The organism is Paenibacillus sp. LC231 (genome assembly GCF_001860525.1).
In the GTDB taxonomy this organism is placed as follows: domain Bacteria; phylum Bacillota; class Bacilli; order Paenibacillales; family Paenibacillaceae; genus Paenibacillus_AQ.
Genome location: NZ_JFOM01000019.1, coordinates 59,349 through 75,896 on the forward strand (window position 1 = coordinate 59,349; position 16,548 = coordinate 75,896).

Annotated in this window: 17 protein-coding genes, 1 pseudogene and 1 riboswitch; of the genes and pseudogenes, 17 read left to right on the plus strand and 1 reads right to left on the minus strand. The window is 46.7% G+C overall.

Annotated elements, in window-relative coordinates:
• Positions 1–104 precede the first annotated feature (104 nt).
• Positions 105–253, minus strand: a riboswitch (cyclic di-AMP (ydaO/yuaA leader).
• A 178-nt stretch (positions 254–431) separates the two neighbouring features.
• The 10 genes from AK95_RS15175 (at position 432) to AK95_RS15220 (ending at position 9,040) form a co-directional block, all read left to right on the plus strand.
• A complete protein-coding gene (locus AK95_RS15175; RefSeq protein WP_071220802.1) occupies positions 432–1,064 on the plus strand; it encodes a TetR/AcrR family transcriptional regulator in 633 nt (210 codons plus the stop codon).
• The gene (locus AK95_RS15180; RefSeq protein ID WP_071220803.1) at positions 1,061–1,915 is read left to right on the plus strand and encodes an ABC transporter ATP-binding protein; all 855 of its coding nucleotides are present in this window, start codon (positions 1,061–1,063) and stop codon (positions 1,913–1,915) included. The genes AK95_RS15175 and AK95_RS15180 overlap by 4 nt, the downstream gene beginning before the upstream one ends.
• Positions 1,912–2,634: a fluoroquinolone export ABC transporter permease subunit gene (locus AK95_RS15185; protein WP_071220804.1), complete on the plus strand. Its 723-nt coding sequence runs from the start codon at positions 1,912–1,914 to the stop codon at positions 2,632–2,634. Before AK95_RS15180 ends, AK95_RS15185 begins: the two co-directional genes overlap by 4 nt.
• Positions 2,621–3,346, plus strand: a complete 726-nt coding sequence (locus AK95_RS15190) for a hypothetical protein (protein ID WP_071220805.1) — start codon at positions 2,621–2,623, stop codon at positions 3,344–3,346. Before AK95_RS15185 ends, AK95_RS15190 begins: the two co-directional genes overlap by 14 nt.
• Positions 3,347–3,792: 446 nt before the next feature.
• On the plus strand, positions 3,793–4,683 hold the full coding sequence (locus tag AK95_RS15195; RefSeq protein WP_071220806.1) for a class I SAM-dependent methyltransferase: 891 nt from the start codon (positions 3,793–3,795) through the stop codon (positions 4,681–4,683).
• 13 nt (positions 4,684–4,696) lie between these two features.
• Entirely contained in the window at positions 4,697–5,011 is a 315-nt protein-coding gene (gene trxA / locus AK95_RS15200; RefSeq protein ID WP_071220834.1) for a thioredoxin, read from the plus strand.
• Between the two features lie 175 nt (positions 5,012–5,186).
• Complete coding sequence (locus AK95_RS15205; RefSeq protein WP_071220807.1) at positions 5,187–6,731, plus strand: choice-of-anchor Q domain-containing protein; 1,545 nt, start codon at positions 5,187–5,189, stop codon at positions 6,729–6,731.
• Between the two features lie 293 nt (positions 6,732–7,024).
• Positions 7,025–7,450: a disulfide oxidoreductase gene (locus tag AK95_RS15210; RefSeq protein WP_071220808.1), complete on the plus strand. Its 426-nt coding sequence runs from the start codon at positions 7,025–7,027 to the stop codon at positions 7,448–7,450.
• Positions 7,451–7,634: 184 nt separating this feature from the next.
• Positions 7,635–8,258, plus strand: a complete 624-nt coding sequence (locus AK95_RS15215; protein WP_071220809.1) for a flavin reductase family protein — start codon at positions 7,635–7,637, stop codon at positions 8,256–8,258.
• A gap of 95 nt (positions 8,259–8,353) precedes the next feature.
• Entirely contained in the window at positions 8,354–9,040 is a 687-nt protein-coding gene (locus tag AK95_RS15220; RefSeq protein ID WP_071220835.1) for a sulfite exporter TauE/SafE family protein, read from the plus strand.
• A 6-nt stretch (positions 9,041–9,046) separates the two neighbouring features.
• On the opposite strand, the gene AK95_RS15225 is transcribed toward AK95_RS15220, so the two are convergent.
• Complete coding sequence (locus tag AK95_RS15225; RefSeq protein WP_071220810.1) at positions 9,047–9,454, minus strand: FixH family protein; 408 nt, start codon at positions 9,452–9,454, stop codon at positions 9,047–9,049.
• Between the two features lie 73 nt (positions 9,455–9,527).
• On the opposite strand from AK95_RS15225, the gene AK95_RS34165 reads away from it, so the two are divergent.
• The 7 genes and pseudogenes from AK95_RS34165 (at position 9,528) to AK95_RS15255 (ending at position 16,397) form a co-directional block, all read left to right on the plus strand.
• Complete coding sequence (locus AK95_RS34165; RefSeq protein ID WP_162487590.1) at positions 9,528–9,683, plus strand: hypothetical protein; 156 nt, start codon at positions 9,528–9,530, stop codon at positions 9,681–9,683.
• A gap of 247 nt (positions 9,684–9,930) precedes the next feature.
• On the plus strand, positions 9,931–10,302 hold the full coding sequence (locus tag AK95_RS15230; RefSeq protein WP_071220811.1) for an iron chaperone: 372 nt from the start codon (positions 9,931–9,933) through the stop codon (positions 10,300–10,302).
• A gap of 258 nt (positions 10,303–10,560) precedes the next feature.
• Positions 10,561–11,337 (plus strand): TerC family protein, encoded by a 777-nt coding sequence (locus tag AK95_RS15235; protein ID WP_071220836.1) that lies wholly within the window; start codon positions 10,561–10,563, stop codon positions 11,335–11,337.
• 240 nt (positions 11,338–11,577) lie between these two features.
• Positions 11,578–13,833: an ATP-binding cassette domain-containing protein gene (locus AK95_RS15240; RefSeq protein ID WP_071220812.1), complete on the plus strand. Its 2,256-nt coding sequence runs from the start codon at positions 11,578–11,580 to the stop codon at positions 13,831–13,833.
• Between the two features lie 44 nt (positions 13,834–13,877).
• Positions 13,878–14,375 (plus strand): DinB family protein, encoded by a 498-nt coding sequence (locus AK95_RS15245; protein WP_071220813.1) that lies wholly within the window; start codon positions 13,878–13,880, stop codon positions 14,373–14,375.
• Positions 14,376–14,608: 233 nt separating this feature from the next.
• Positions 14,609–14,827 (plus strand): annotated as a pseudogene (locus AK95_RS15250) (SRPBCC domain-containing protein); the annotation flags it as partial.
• A 319-nt stretch (positions 14,828–15,146) separates the two neighbouring features.
• Entirely contained in the window at positions 15,147–16,397 is a 1,251-nt protein-coding gene (locus tag AK95_RS15255; RefSeq protein ID WP_071220814.1) for an MFS transporter, read from the plus strand.
• Positions 16,398–16,548 lie beyond the last annotated feature (151 nt).

A 16,548-nucleotide genomic window follows, 5' to 3' on the forward strand; every position in this document is an offset into this window, starting at 1 on the left:
TCTTTTCTAAGCACTACAGCGTTAACAAAAAAGGCCAGGAAGCAGAGACAGTTCTGCTTCCTGGCCTTGGTTGTACGGATCATGGACAAGTCAAAGTAGTAAGAGTGTTCTCTCCCAAGACGCTGACGAGGTTAGCTGTCGGATTCGGGATTGAGAGTCCCCGTTCCTTCTTATCCAGAAAGAATTCACCCCTAAAGCTTAGTCGCTTTGTTGGTTCCCCCGTTCCTCATAGAGGATTAAGCATTTATGCGTATGAAATTTATCGTAATAAATATTATGCTAAAACATGCTGAAAGTAAACAGTTACCGATAAGTAAACAACATCATATCAAATATATTGACAAACGGGACTTTGGGGAGTACTTTTATGAATATAAAATAAAATTATTCACAGAATCACAAATGGCCTGATTAAGGATGTGAAGTGCAACATGCCCAAAAAATTCTCGGACGAAGAACGTGAATGGATACGCCAAAAACTGCTGACGGAGGCACGCCATCATTTCGAAACGGCGGGCCTTCGCAAAACGAGTGTTGAAGATCTGACGAAGGCCGCCGGCATTGCCCAAGGCTCGTTCTACATGTTTTTCGGATCGAAAGAGGAATTATATTATGAACTGATTCTGGAGGAGGAGCAGCGAATTCGCAATGCCGTTCTGGATTTATTCCCTCCTGAAGAGGTCTGCAGTAAGGAAAGCATTAAACGGTTTCTCTTATATTCACTTAGGATGATGGACGAGAGCCCGATGCTTCGGCAGATGATGGATCGCGGGGAGATGGAGCTGTTGTTCAGGAAATTGCCGAAAGACTTGCTGGAGCGTAACTTTACGGAGGATCAAGACGCGCTCTTGCCTGTGATTACGGCTTGGCAGAAGGCTGGCATTTTACCTGGTACGGCACCCGAATCCATCGTGGGCATGATCAGATCCTTGGCACTGCTTACGCTGCACCAAAAAGAGATTGGAGAGGAGCAATTTACATCTACGATCGAATTGCTAGTCGAGTTATTATCTGCCGGTATGCTTGCGGTGTCTAATACGCCGAAGGGAGATGGAGCGTTGTGATCGAAGTAAGAGGGCTTCATTACACGTATCCGAATCGGAAAGAGCCGACCCTGCATGGGCTTGATTTTGTCATCCCGCCTGGCGAAATCTTTGGCTTTCTCGGCCCGTCCGGCGCTGGTAAAAGTACGACGCAAAAACTGCTGATCGGTGTTCTGAAAGGTTATCAAGGAAGTATAAAAGTCATGGGCAATGAAATCAGGGATACCGGTCCCGATTATTATGAGCGAATCGGAGTAGCTTTTGAATTCCCGAACTTCTACAGCAAATTTTCGGTTCTCGACAATTTAAAGCTCTTTCGTTCCCTTTACAAGGGGGAGACGGAGGATCCCATGAAACTGCTGGAACAAGTCGATCTAACAGATGCCGCGAATATGAAGGTTTCCCAGCTATCCAAGGGCATGAAGATGAGGTTGAATTTCTGTCGGGCGTTACAGCATGATCCAGAAATCCTATTTCTGGATGAGCCTACATCCGGATTAGACCCGGTCAATGCCCACCGAATGAAGGAATTGATACTTGCCAAAAAGGCTGCCGGTAAGACGGTTCTACTAACAACGCATAATATGCAAGCGGCAGAAGAACTTTGCGATCGGGTAGCCTTTATCGTCGACGGTGAAATCAAATTAATCGATTCACCCAGAGAGTTGAAACTTCGTAAGGGAAGAAAGGAGGTCCGAGTCGAATACAGTAGGGATGGCGAATTAACGGGGGCGGTATTTTCTCTGGATGGCATCGGTGAGAATAACCAATTTCTTAAGCTGATACAGGATTATCCCCTCGATACCATTCATTCGCAAGAGGCGTCGCTCGAACAAATTTTTATTGAGGTAACGGGGAGGCAGCTTGTATGAAGGGCCTAAGCTTATTTGTATTCGATCTGCGTTTCCAGTGGCGCCACGGATTCTATTGGGTTTATGTGTTTGTCTGTACCTGTTATTGGATACTGCTCCGATTCGTACCCGAGGCCTACCAGGAGACAACAGCGACTGTGTTGACATTCAGCGATCCCGCAGCCCTGGGGCTTATCATGGCAGGCGGTATGGTCCTGCTGGAGAGGGACCAGGGCGTTCACGATCCGTTGTTTGTAGCGCCGGTACACATTCGGGAATATTTGCTGGCGAAGGCTGCGTCTCTGTCGGTGTTATCCCTTGCGGCAGGATGGGTGATTCATATGGCGACCGGCAGTCTCCCGGAATATCCGCTTGCTTTTTCTGCTGGTATTGTCTTAACATCAACCTTCATGACCTTGCTGTCGATTGGCGTGGCGGCACGCCAACGGACGATTAACGGTTTTATTCTGATGGTGCAGGTTTACGCGCTGCCATTCATCCTTCCATTGTTTAGTTTTCTTCAATTGTGGCATGAAGACCTGTTTCTCGTCCTTCCGACCGAAGGAACTCTCCGGTTAATTGTGTCTCCCAGTGACGGCTTATCCATTGGCAGCGTACTATATTCCATATGTATTTTGTTGATTTGGAACTTTGTGGCTTACATCTGGGCGCAGCGATCCTATACCCGACATGTGTTGATGCGCGTAGGTGAAGGAGGGGGCATTAATGGAGAGATATAAAGCCCTCATTATCATGGATCTACGGCATGCGTGGAAGGATCCCGTTCTGATGGCAGCTATGTTCGGTCCGCTGCTACTTCTGTTTCTATCGAGGTTTGGATTCCCGGTTGCCGTTAATTGGCTCGATGTAAACTATTCGTTTCATTTGGAGCCGTATAGTGGCTTTGCGGCATCGCTATTGATTGTTACGATTCCCATGCTGACAGGAATGCTCACCGGTCTCCTTATTCTCGATGAACGCGACGAGAATGTGATTGCATATTATGCGGTTACCCCACTAATGCGTAAAGGTTATTTGCTATATAGAGTGACGCTTCCTTTTTTGTTATGCACCGTATTATCCATTCTATATCTGTCTTTTTCGACTTTATCGGATATTCACTGGGCTCAATTGGGTGTTTTGCTGTTGCTGGCATCGGAAGCTCCAATATTCTCGTTGTTCCTTGCCGCTTTCTCAGCGAACAAGGTAGAAGGATTAGCCTTATCTAAAATAGGAGGGCTGTTCATAGCCGGACCTGTGGTGGCCAACTTCGTTCCAGGAGCTTGGCAGGTGTTAGGCGCTTGGCTCCCAACGTATTGGCCTGCAAAAGTGCCCTATCTGATCACGCAGAATGAACCTATGTTGGCAATCGTTTTCTTTTCGGTCGGATTGCTGTTACATGCCGCCTACTTATTTTTCATGGTATCTGTGTTCAACAACAGACAATCTTAATGGGGCTGCCAAAGTATAGGTTCTTTTGACGTCTGAGCAGAAAGCAGCCGATCTGAATGATCGGCTGCTTTTTACTATTGTCTAACAATCGGTTATACCATTCAGCCCCCGAAGTAATTACGGCTAAAAATGGTATTGCATATTGAAGTTAACTCGTTTATTATGGATATTATACATCCATAATAATAGCATTCTTAAGAAGAAGAGCTAGGAAGAGGGGAGGGGACATGCTGTTCTCCAGAAGTACAGCAGGCTCAGGAACATTCGGGAAGTGAGCGTATACTAAACAAGAAGGGATACATGTTTTGCATCTTAATTATGGATAATATAGATCCGTTAATGCAAAAACCAATGAATCAACCAACTTTCGATGTGGTGATCATTGGAGGCGTCGACGGGTTTCACAACCGCAACCAGAAACTATAACGGAAAGAGAGATGGAAGTTATGAATGATTTTTTTAATGAGGCTATTTGGGAAAAGGCTTGGAAAGAACATGGCGAACGTGTTGTGAACAAGATGAAAAAGGCCGGAACCGACCCGACCCGTGCCTTTGATCACAAGGCGAAGACTTTCAATGAGCAATCGTTTAATGAAGAGGGAAGAAAACGGACCACACGGATCATGAATTGGATTGAAGGACAAGGAGTTCAATTCAACAACGCGTCTGTGCTGGACATCGGCGCCGCTTCGGGAGTATTCTCGGTGCCGTTTGCAGAGCGGGGGGCCCGTGTAACAGCCGTCGAATCCTCTCTACCCTTGATCGAACTGCTGAAGGAAAATATCACAAAATTCGCCGATGACCAGGTGAAGATTGTGCCCGAACCTTTTGAAGATATTGACGTGCTGGCCAGAGACTGGAGTAATGCCTTTGATCTGGTTTTTGTCTCGATGTGTCCGGTCATTCTGGATTGGGATAGCGTCGAAAAGATTCTACAATGCGCCCGGGATTATTGTTATATCAGTATGCCGGCAGGCTCTATGGAAATCAGTTTGGTGAATGAAATCTGGCCGCTTATCACCGGTCAGCCCTTCCAATCGAAGCACTTGGAGTTCGGATATTTGCTTCATCTGCTGTATCTCAAAGGCTATTCCTATGAGTCTCTTATAACACGGGAAACAAAAACGACGGAAGTTACAAGAGAAGCGGCGTTACAAGAAATGATGAACTGGCTTCGCAGTCACGGTCTGGCTACAGATGAGCAGAATCGGAAATTGGTTGCAGACTATTTGGAGCAAGCGTATCCGTCCGGCAAAGTAACGATTCGACAGAGTGGTCGTTATGGCAAAGTACTGGTTCGAATGCAGGATTTAAGCATGTACACAAGAAAAATCTGAAGGGATGATGATGATGGCAATTCAACACGCAACAGATTCTACTTTTAAAGGGATGATCCAAACCGACGGAGTAACCGTAGTGAATTTTTGGGCTTCCTGGTGTGGTCCGTGCAGAATGTTTGCACCTGTTCTTGAGGAATTTGAAAGGGAAGCAAAAGATTCCATTAAAGTAGTTAAAGTAAATGTAGACGAAAACCCGGCGACGTCTTCCCAATTTCAGATTATGAGCATACCGACCACCCTTGTTTTCAAAGATGGGAAGCTTCTATATAAAGAAGCAGGCATATTGCCGAAACATGTCTTGAAACAACGCACTGCCTCCAATTAAAGAATCAAGATGAAGAAAGTCTTAATGAATAGAACGGAGATCTCAAAAGGATCTCAGTTTGCATGCCAAAAAATCATGCTTTGTAAACGCCTTGTTTGGCTTATTTCATATTCGTAGTGACTCGAGTATTGATCTCCATGTAATATAAATAGGAACAGATGGGAGATGAGGAACGATGTTGAAATTAGTAAAGGCGTTGCTGGCGGGATTGAGCATAACTGCATTTGGTTTGGATTCTGGAAATGTACAATCTTCCCCCGCGTCGGCAGCCGGTACTGAGTACTATGTAGCTACCGACGGGAGTGACTCCAATCCAGGGACGATGAGTGCGCCTTGGAAGACGCTGCAGCATGCGGCTGAGGAGGCTGATCCGGGCAGCTTGATTTACGTTCGGGGCGGCGTATATAATCAAAAACTCAAGATAACACGCTCCGGTACAGCTTCGCAAGGTCCCATAACTTTTAAGAACTATGGATCAGAGAAAGCTATCATTGATGGTACTGGACTTTCAGTCAACGGGATCGAAGGGCTTGTCGAGCTAACCAATGTGAATTACATTACGATTCAAGGCTTGGAGATTCGCAACTATACAACGACTTCCAGAAACGCGGTTCCTGTTGGAATTTATGTTCAAGGTTCTGGCGGCTTTATAAATCTGACGAATAACAAAATCCATGATATCAAGAGCACAGTCACACCTACCGGCAGCGATTTGCTTGGCAGAGATGCTCATGGTATTGCCGTATACGGCACCAAAGCTCCGGAATCGCTTCATGACATTACGATTCACGGGAATGAGCTGTACAATCTAATCTTGGGTTCGAGTGAAACACTGGTGTTGAATGGTAATGTAGATACGTTTAAAGTAACGGACAATCTCATTCACGATAACGACAACATCGGGATCGATATTATCGGTTTCGAGGGAACTGCGCCGGAAGAAGCATACGACCAGGCCCGAAATGGTTTGGTGAAAGGCAATCGGGTATATAATATTTCCTCCAACAACAATCCTTCTTATGGGAAAAAACTCCCGAATAACAGTAATGCAGCCGGTGGTATTTATGTTGATGGCGGTAAAGACAGCATCATTGAGCAAAACTACAGCTACAACAATGACATCGGCATTGAAATTGCCTCGGAGCATGCGGGCAAATCCACCAGTGATATTGCGATCCGAAGCAACGTGGTGCACAATAACCGGTTGACGGGCATCGCCATGGGTGGATACGACGACGAACGGGGGTCAACGGTGAATTGCAAGATCGTGAACAACACCGTCTACAATAACGATCTTTTAGGTGAGGGCAGCGGTCAGCTCTATGTGCAGTATGATACGAAAAATAACGTGATTAAGAACAATATCTTTGTGGCCAGTTCAACGGGTGTGCTGATCTACAATGAATATACAAAAAATTCAGGTAACGTGGTGGATTACAATCTATATTTTTCACCAGGCGGTAGTACGGATGCTTTCTGGACATGGAAGAACAAAGATTACGCTGGCTTTTCCGCTTATCAAGCGGGAACCGGCAACGATGCGCATTCATTGTTCAAGGATCCTGCATTCGTCAATGCTTCCGGAGGCGACTTCCATCTTCAATCTTCGTCCTCAGCAATTGATACTGGATCGACGGATAACGCAATTATCGGTACCCAGGACATTGACGGGCAGCCAAGAGTGCAAGGGGCCGATGTGAACATCGGCGCAGATGAGTAAAGTTATGCTTTTTTAGAAACGAGCAACAGAGTTGGAATGTTAAGAGAGACTAAGATAGGCTGTTTCGGTAGCAATCGTATGTTTTTATGTGGACAACTTCGGCTTCGAACTCGATAAAAAGTCGCCAATTTTGGCGGCTTTTTTGTCTTCCTGTTAATATTTATCCAGCTAGATCGAACCTATAGCCCGAAGGAGCCATTTTCATTTATAGACAATTAAGAGAAAATGAGAAAACATATGACCAAATCTCGTATGATGGCTAGAACAAAAATAGAAGGGAGGTCGTTTGAACAATGAATAAAACGGGAGTATGGCTGTTTTTTGCATGGACTGTATCAGCTGTGGCAACTAGCGGAAGTTTGTTTCTTAGTGAAGTATGGCATTTTACGCCATGCGTCTTATGTTGGTACCAAAGGATCTTCATGTATCCATTAGTCATTGTCTTGGGAATCGCAGCATATCGGCAAAAGACGCACATCGTCCCATATATCCTACCCCTTGTCATCATTGGTGGAGGCATATCTACATATCATAGTATCATTCAAAAACTCCCCAAAGAGTCAGATATTGCCGCATGCGGGCCGGTATCCTGCTTGAATGACTATTTGAATTGGTTCGGTTGGTTGACCATTCCGATGCTGGCATTTGCCGCGTTCGTGCTCATCGCCGTGGCTCTATTGCTGGCCCTGCGCTCGCAGAAGCAACAAACAAACCAGTGATGAAAGCTGCTCTTACTATATGACCTGTAACAGCCGTCCTTAGGGTCGGCTTTTTTCAATCATCAATGATATGATAGTGATCCAATTTTTATATCTTGCGGTCTTATTCCATAACCCTATGCTCCAATAACGAGCTTGTGATACATTACTTAAAAATCATGTCGACGAGGAGATGGAATCTGATATGCATAAAGTCATACATCCCAAAATTCATTATTTCGGGACTTCGGTCGTGTTGATAAGTACCATCAACGAAGACGGCACACCCAATCTGGCTCCGATGTCCTCAGCCTGGTGGCTCAATCAATCATGCATGCTTGGTATGAGCAGCAAGTCTCAGACTGTTCAAAATATCATTCGTGAAGGGGAGTGCGTGCTTAATCTCCCGTCGATTGACTTGATTCCCGCAGTTGAGCGTCTGACCCTGTTAACAGGTCGCAACCCGGTCCCTGAGTCGAAAGCAGCAAGGGGGTATCAGTTTGAGGCGAATAAATTCGGTGTCGCAGGGTTAACACCACTTCCGTCCAAGCTCGTTCAAGCGCCGCGTGTGAAAGAATGCCCTGTCCATCTGGAAGCCAGGTTTGTCAAGCTCCATCCTTTTGAAGAACCAAGCTCACTTGTTGCCATTGAAGTGCGCATTGATAAAGTTCATGTTGGGGTAGATCTTCTTATGGATGCCCATTCAAACTATGTCGATCCTTCGAAATGGAATCCGATGATTATGAATTTTTGCGAATATTTTGGTCTAAGCGAGCAATTGTCCTCTTCAAAATTAGCGCCGGTATTCGGACCTGATTCAGTAGAATAGCTATTCTTAATATTCGCGCACCTTCATACAATGAATGGATGTGCGATCCTATGAAGAACGGCGTATATTGTCCGGCCGGGAAGGGGTTTGAGAACATGGACTGGACGGGAAACGGGTTGCTGTTAGTAGCTCTGACAGGCTTGATGGGGGCGCCGCATTGCCTGGTGATGTGCGGAGGGATCGTTTCTTCTCTGGCCCTTCGAACCAGCAGCTCTCCGCTTGCTTCTACGTTAGCCTACAACGCTGGCAGAGTGACTACGTACACGGTGATCGGAGGCTTTATGGGGATGGTGGGCTCCTTCCTGGATGTGGCTGGCAGCTTTGTTGGTTTTCAAGGCGCGGCCAGCATCATTGGAGGTCTGCTCATTCTGCTGTGGACATTTCGTCGGTACACACTGCCCATTTATAACGCGCATCTGCCGAGACATTCTTTGTTGCATCTGAAATTGGAACGGCTTGGTCAGCGGTATGAGTTGTTTGCGACTTTTCTAACGGGCCTACTGCTCGGTTTTCTTCCATGCGGTTTGACCTATGCGATGCACATGAATGCAGCGGCATCCGGATCTGGTCTGGAAGGCCTCTTGATCATGCTGGTATTTGGACTTTCGACTTTTCCCATTTTACTCCTAACGGCGCTGTCGGCCGGCAGTTTAACGAAAAAGTGGCGCAGAGGAATGCGTAAACTCGGCGGATTTCTGGCCTTTTTAATGGGGGTGCTTTCCATTTTAAAAGGAATTAGCGCCAACGGATGGATCCCGGGAATTCACCCATGGTTATGGTAAGCAGGGCTAGCGAACGTTGAACAACGTCCTCACCGTGACATTTTGATCCTCCCAACGAAGGACCGCTTCTGCTTCCCAAAGTCCTTGCATAACAGGTACGGCCGTTGCGCTGTATACACCTGGCTTTGATTCGACAATCTCGGCGGGGAATACACCACAAAACATATCGGGCATCTTGAGGTTAAGTTTAATATCGGCATTAACAATGGGCTTCTCAGGCAGCTCGGTAATGAAAACCTGAAAGGACGTTTCTTTCATGGGTTCTGCGACAGATTGAACGGTTTGTAATTCCATGCGAAGCTGCCCATCGGTATACAGGTTTTCTACTTTGGAACGATCATGAACCTGCCGGTAAATCGTCATTGCCGCGATCATAAAGAGCAACAACAAAGCCACGCCCCATCTTGTCTTCATGATATCCCTTCTTTCGCCTGAAAACATGAGTATTCTCTCATAGGTATGTAAGAAAAGGTCAGAAGATGCACATATGGATGACAAGAAATCCGGGCCGGACTCTCTACAACTTTCTAGGGAACTTGCCTGTGAAATGGATGCGGACTTTTTTGTGCCAAATGAACTTTTATCTTATTACACCATTAAGTTACCCTTAGGTTCCGTTTTTGATGCCAATCATGGGCGTTAAATTGCAAATTGGATACATCGGCCATGATAACAAAGGCGAATCGCAATATGGGGTCATCTTCTATTTGAATACAAAAGCGCAGAAACCGAGACATATCTTCATATTTTGAATAAAAACTTAATGGGAGAAATAAAAACTCTCTTGCATAAGAAAATCCTCTTGTATTAGAATTGTGTGGGGATCGTATATGTTGAGAATATATAGTTGCTTCTCCGATCGACATCATTTTCATATTAGGAGGAACAACATGGAAGTCTTTGCAGAATATTTAGCACATATTGATAACCCTGAACATCGTGAACGTACGGAAGAGGTTTTGGCTTGGGTAACTAAAAAATTCCCGCAATTAATGCCGAAAATGGCGTGGAATCAGCCTATGTTTACCGACCACGGCACATTTATCATTGGCTTTAGCATTGCCAAACATCATTTGGCTGTTGCACCTGAAAGAGTAGTGATTCAGCATTTTTCTGATGAAATTGTACAGGCTGGCTATGATCACACCAAAGAGTTGGTACGTATCCGGTGGGAAAGACCGGTTGACTTCTCATTAATTGAGAAAATGATCGAGTTCAATATGATGGATAAGGCTGACTGTACAACTTTTTGGCGAAAATAGCAAAAAAAGAATGTATAGGAAAATCCCCTTTAAAAAGGGGATTTTTGATGCTGGCTTCGGAAGTCGCCAAGTTGACCGTGGGGGTGAAAATTTGGCCTGAAATGAATGAAACGAGGCGTTACTTGACAACGTAATAACGAAAGGGAGTCATGGAACAATCAAAACTGGAGAAAAACCTCTGCTCTTTAAAGTGGAGATTAGATGTTTTCAGCCAGAAGTTTACCCATGAACATCGCACATAAGAGAGGGGAAGTACTGTTGGAATCAATTTGGTTGGAGTATGCATGGGCATTACTAATTCTTATTGGATTGGAAGGTTTGCTATCGGCGGATAATGCCCTTGTTTTAGCAGTTATCGCGAAGCACTTACCGGAGGACCAGAAGAAGAAAGCGATCAATTACGGGATTATTATGGCTTTTGTTTTTCGCTTCGCGGCTTTATTTGCGATATCGTTTATTGCGAACGTCTGGCAAATACAGGCGATTGGAGCTGCTTATCTTCTATACCTCGGATTAAAGCACATCATCAAAGCACGTTTCGGTAAGGAAAATAAAAATATTCGCGAGGACATAAAGAAAGATGCTGCCGGTAAAGGCTTCTGGCCAACGGTAAGCAAAATTGCTATTGCGGATCTCGCCTTTGCAATTGATTCCATACTTGCTGCAGTGGCTCTGGCACTGGGTCTCCCAGATTCACCGCTTCCGGATTTCGGTGGCATGGACGGAGGACAATTCTTGGTTGTAGTGATTGGCGGAATCGCCGGGCTCATTCTAATCAAATTTGCAGCCACATGGTTTGTTAAGCTGCTTGCTCAACGGCCAGCGCTGGAGACCACGGCTTATGCGATCGTGGCATGGGTCGGTGTCAAGCTCGCTGTGATTACCTTAGCCCATGAAGATATTGGGGTGTTAGATCACCATTTTCCACATAGCACAGTCTGGACCATAATCTTCTATGGTGTCTTGGTGGCGATAGCCCTTCTCGGTTGGTTTGCACCTGGTAAAAGCAAACAGTCACAGACCGATCAACTCTAGTTCCGTGCTTTCGATCATAGTTGACAGATGGCCTTCCCCCAAGGGAGGGCCATTTTGCATGCCTGACTAAAATTCAATATGAGCAAAATTATGGATTGACATGACACGAAATAGTTTCCTATAATCATTGTGTCACTAAATGGTGTCCAATTAGAACATGTTTATACATACCACACTTCAGCCCACACTTCATATTACAAAACAGGTTGCGTTTGAACCAAGATCGGAAGGATGTTAGCCATGAGCGAATCGAATCAGGAATATATCGTAATCTCGGCTGCGAGGGAAAACAATCTCAAGAACGTATCCTTGCGCATTCCCAAGCGGAAGATCACGATATTCACCGGAGTATCCGGATCCGGCAAGTCATCGATCGTATTCGATACGATTGCCGCAGAATCTACACGTTTGCTGAATGAGAACTTCAGTATGTTCGTGCGTAACTTTCTTCCTCGCTATCCGCAGCCAGATGCGGACGCGATCGAGAATCTGAGCATGGCTGTAATCGTTGATCAGAAGCGGCTAGGCGGCGGTTCCCATTCCACAATGGGCACGATTACCGATATTTCTCCCATTCTCCGTCTTCTCTTCTCCCGAGTGGGACAGCCCTATGTCGGACAAGCGAACATGTTCTCGTTTAACGATCCGCAAGGCATGTGTCCCGAATGTAACGGGATTGGTCGCAAATTAGGCGTCGATATGAGCAAAGCGCTGGATATGTCAAAGTCGCTCAACGAAGGGGCTATTATGCTCCCGGATTATTCGGTGAACGGCTGGGAGTGGAACATGATCGTGCAGACCGGGGACTTTGATCTCGATAAGAAGCTGAACGACTATTCGGATGATGAACTGGATCAGCTGCTGTACGCCAAGGCCAGGAAAGTAAAGATGGACTTCGCCGGCAAGGCAACGAATATCACAGTAGAAGGCGTCATTGAGAAGTTCACGAACAAATACATCAAGCAGGATGTGAAGACGAAGTCCGAGCGCACACAAAAAGCTGTTGCACCCTACATTTCAGAAGGCCCGTGTTCCAGCTGCCGCGGAGCCAGACTAAGTCAGGCAGCCCTTAGCTGCAGGATCAATGGACTCAACATTGCCGAAATGTCCTCCATGGAGGTCAGTCACCTCATTCGAGTTATCCGGGAGATTGACAACGCGGTCGCAGCGCCGATGGTGAAATCACTAACGGAGCGGCTGCAGCATCTGGTGGATATCGGGCTTGATTACCTGACGCTGGATCGTGAAACCGACACATTGTCCGGCGGCGAGTCGCAGCGCGTCAAGATGGTGAAGCACCTGAGCGGCAGTCTGGTAGATGTCACTTACATCTTCGATGAGCCCAGCGTTGGCCTACACCCCCGTGATGTACACCGGTTAAATGAATTGCTTCAGAAGCTGCGCGACAAGGGCAATACCGTGATTGTTGTCGAGCATGATCCCGATGTGATCAAGGTGGCGGATCATATCGTAGACGTAGGACCTCACGCCGGCAGCCGCGGCGGAACGATCGTATATGAAGGAAGCTTCGAAGGCTTATTGGAGGCAGGCACGCTGACAGGCACTCATATGAAGCGGCCGCTGCAGCTGAAACAAGATTGCAGGCAACCCTCCGGCAAGCTATCTATCCAGGATGCCACACTTCACAACCTTCAGAACGTGAGTTTAGATATTCCAACCGGCGTACTGACCGTCGTTACTGGAGTTGCTGGCTCGGGCAAGAGTACGCTGATTAACGAAGTATTCCTCAGCCATCATCCGGATGCGATTGTCATTGACCAATCGGCGGTAGGCGTGTCAACACGCTCGAATCCCGCAACCTATACGGGCATAATGGACGATGTTCGCAAAGCGTTTGCTTCTGCAAACAAGGTCAATCAAGGCTTGTTCAGCTTCAACTCCAAAGGGGCTTGCGATAACTGTCAAGGATTGGGTGTAGTGTATACAGATCTTGCATTCCTCGAGAACGTGAAGCTGCCATGCGAAGTATGCGGAGGCAGACGGTTTAAGGAAGAGGTGCTCGAGTACAAATTAAACGGCAAATCCATTGCAGAAGTGCTGGAGATGACGGTGGAGCAGGCATTGGAATTTTTTGAACTAAAAGAGGTTGTGCGCAAGCTGCAAGCAATGAGTGATGTAGGGCTGAATTATATTACACTCGGCCAGCCGCTCAGTACGCTCTCAGGCGGGGAATGCCAGCGGATCAAGCTGGCTAGCGAGCTGCATAAGAAAGGGAGCATCTACGTGATGGATGAGCCGACGACGGGCCTACATATGTCAGATATCGGTGACCTGCTTGGGATCATGAACCGTCTCGTGGATGCAGGCAATACGGTGATCGTCATCGAGCATAACCTCGACGTGATCAGTCAAGCGGATTGGATTATCGATATGGGACCGGACGGTGGTAGCCGGGGTGGCCAAGTGGTATTCGAGGGCACACCTTCGAAGATCATCCATGCGGAGCAGTCGATCACGGGAAGATATTTAATGTAATCTAAACCCACTTGTGTCTGCCATATAAGAAGGAGAGGGAAACTATGACGAAACCATTAATTGTCGGAGATGCCGTACATGAATTGGCTCAAACGCGCCGAATCCTGGAGTGCTTACCCGAAGAACATATGACCTGGAAGCCCCACGTAAAATCAATGACATTAGGGGGACTTGCCACGCATCTGGTCAACCTGTTGAACTGGCAAGTCGCGATTATTCTATACCCGGAATTCGATCTTTCAACTGTGCCCACTCGTCGGGAAGCATTGGAAAGACGCGAAGACGTGCTGGAGGAATTTGACGCGAACGTTATCCAGATTAAAAAGCTGTTAGCCGAATGCGACGAGAAATCGCTGGCCGAGGAATGGACCTTGCGGAACGGCGACCATATTCTCCAGCGTCAACCGCGTGCAATCGCGCTTCGCACCTTCGGTTTAAGCCACATGGTTCACCACCGGGCGCAGCTCGGAGTTTATCTACGGCTGCTTGATGTTCCGGTGCCGGGCATGTACGGTCCCTCAGCCGATGAGGAAGGCAAGTGAAGTGAGGAAAGTCGCAGGACATGGTCAAGGATGAGGACATATACGAAGTCGCGGAAATCGCGACTTTTTTTGTCAGCCGATATGGACAAGAAAATAAATTCCAAATCGGGCCTGAACGAATTCGACGATTGGGTTATAGAAGTGAGCAATCTGAAAGAAATGCATGAATGAATAACCTGCTATGATCGAAAACAGGAGTTGTCAACAAGTCAAATCATATCGGAGGGCTGAACATGAACCTAAATAATGCAGCAAACAAAATGGAAAGGCAAGTTGATGAATGCGAGATTGTGATCAACCGCATACTTGATGCTCCGCGCGAGATCGTGTTTGATGCTTGGACGAAAGAGGAGCACTTGTCGAAGTGGTGGGGGCCTCAAGGTTTTACGATGACTACTCAGCAGTTTGATATGAAACCGGGCGGCACATGGAAATTTATTATACACGGTCCTCGAACAGAGCATAGACCGTCTTGAGGAGCATCTGGCAAGGATGTTTTGACGCTAACGGCAAACGCCGGTTCAATCAGAAAGTATAAAGCCTCCGAATAGAAGAACCCGATTTAATTAGGATGCAAAAGCTGCTATTGGCGGCTTTTTTGGTTGAATGAAATGGTACTTAACGTGCTAAGTAGATTCGAATTTTGAATATGTAAATTCAGTCTTAAGGAGGAGGTCAACGATGATGGAGTCCGTATAATAAGGATTGGAAAGGAGAGACATACCACTACTCAAGCTGGCATTTTTATAGACAAATTGGAGGTTGAAAAGATTGAATAGGCACGACACAAGCACTAATGCACCAAGCCTTCTTCGCAATCGGTTCCTGCAGACGATTTTATTATCAAGCGTGCTTCTGCAGATCGGAATCTGGGTACGTAATTTTGCTATCCTCCTGTATGTAGCGGATAGAACCAATAATGATCCATACGCTATTTCGCTAATCAGCGTAGCAGAATTTGCCCCGATATTTGTTTTTTCGTTCATCGGAGGTACATTTGCGGACCGATGGAAGCCAAAGCGAACGATGATCTGGTGCGATTTATTATCCGCGGTATCGGTATTCGTAGTGCTTCTGACCATCCATTACGGTTCATGGCAATCCGTCTACCTTGTCGCATTCATCTCAGCTATTCTTTCGCAGTTCTCTCAACCTTCAAGTATGCGATTGTTTAAGTATCACGTGTCTGAAGAACAACTGCAGCAAGGGATGGCTTTGTTCCAATCGCTGATGGCCATCTTCATGGTCCTTGGCCCTATGCTTGGCACATTTGTTTACAGCACGTTTGGCCTTGAAACCTCGATCGCTGTAATGGGCGTAGTTTTTCTGTTATCCGCGCTCGTCCTGATTCGCCTGCCGGAGGATGATATGAAATCTCAAACAGCCGCCGTAAAAGGGCAATTCCGTAAAGATTTCGTTGAAGGCTTCCGCTATGTTTGGCAAAGCCAAGTGCTGCGCATGCTCGGACTTGCGTTTATTCTCGCCGGACTCGCTGTTGGCGTAGCCCAAGCGCTCAACCTGTTTATCGTAACGGAGCGGCTGGGCAGGAGCGAGGAGTTCCTGCAATATCTGCTAATGGTGAATGGCGCAGCCATGCTCATCGGCGGCGGAATCGTGGCCGTCTTCGCGAAGCGGGTTCCGCCGCAGGTTCTTCTTGCCATCGGCATGCTGGCAGGCGCGGTCTGTACAACCATAGTGGGGTATTCGACTAGTGTTCCGGTCACGCTGACCGTTCAATTTCTAAATGGGCTTGTTTTTCCTTGCATTCATATCGGGATCAGCACCATGATCCTGAAATGGTCGCATGCTTCCATTGTCGGTCGGGTGAATGGGGTTCTGAATCCGATGTTTGTTGGCATGATGGTCATTTCCATGTCTTTCGCTGGCGCGTTAAAAGACGCCTTTTCGCTGAGTACGATCTATAGCGGAGCAGGATTACTGTTTCTTCTTGGCTCACTCGTCATGGTGCCGATCATGAACCAAAAAGCGCCGGAACATGTACTTACTGCACAAGAGACATAATCTCGCACGATCGATAAGGTTATGTGAAGAAGAGCCGGCTAAAAAAATAGTCGGCTCTTCTTCATTCCCGGGGGGGGGGTAACTTCCAGCACAATACCTTTACGAATCGAGATGGTTAGAGCATTTGCACAGCCGAAGTCGCGATAATCGC

Coding starts and splice junctions, on each gene's coding strand:
- AK95_RS15175 (WP_071220802.1), top strand. CDS start 432: ATGCCCAAAAAATTCTCGGACGAAGAACGTGAATGGATACGCCAAAAA.
- AK95_RS15185 (WP_071220804.1), top strand. CDS start 1,912: ATGAAGGGCCTAAGCTTATTTGTATTCGATCTGCGTTTCCAGTGGCGC.
- AK95_RS15190 (WP_071220805.1), top strand. CDS start 2,621: ATGGAGAGATATAAAGCCCTCATTATCATGGATCTACGGCATGCGTGG.
- AK95_RS15195 (WP_071220806.1), top strand. CDS start 3,793: ATGAATGATTTTTTTAATGAGGCTATTTGGGAAAAGGCTTGGAAAGAA.
- trxA (WP_071220834.1), top strand. CDS start 4,697: ATGGCAATTCAACACGCAACAGATTCTACTTTTAAAGGGATGATCCAA.
- AK95_RS15205 (WP_071220807.1), top strand. CDS start 5,187: ATGTTGAAATTAGTAAAGGCGTTGCTGGCGGGATTGAGCATAACTGCA.
- AK95_RS15210 (WP_071220808.1), top strand. CDS start 7,025: ATGAATAAAACGGGAGTATGGCTGTTTTTTGCATGGACTGTATCAGCT.
- AK95_RS15215 (WP_071220809.1), top strand. CDS start 7,635: ATGCATAAAGTCATACATCCCAAAATTCATTATTTCGGGACTTCGGTC.
- AK95_RS15220 (WP_071220835.1), top strand. CDS start 8,354: ATGGACTGGACGGGAAACGGGTTGCTGTTAGTAGCTCTGACAGGCTTG.
- AK95_RS15225 (WP_071220810.1), bottom strand. CDS start 9,454: ATGAAGACAAGATGGGGCGTGGCTTTGTTGTTGCTCTTTATGATCGCG.
- AK95_RS34165 (WP_162487590.1), top strand. CDS start 9,528: ATGGATGACAAGAAATCCGGGCCGGACTCTCTACAACTTTCTAGGGAA.
- AK95_RS15230 (WP_071220811.1), top strand. CDS start 9,931: ATGGAAGTCTTTGCAGAATATTTAGCACATATTGATAACCCTGAACAT.
- AK95_RS15240 (WP_071220812.1), top strand. CDS start 11,578: ATGAGCGAATCGAATCAGGAATATATCGTAATCTCGGCTGCGAGGGAA.
- AK95_RS15245 (WP_071220813.1), top strand. CDS start 13,878: ATGACGAAACCATTAATTGTCGGAGATGCCGTACATGAATTGGCTCAA.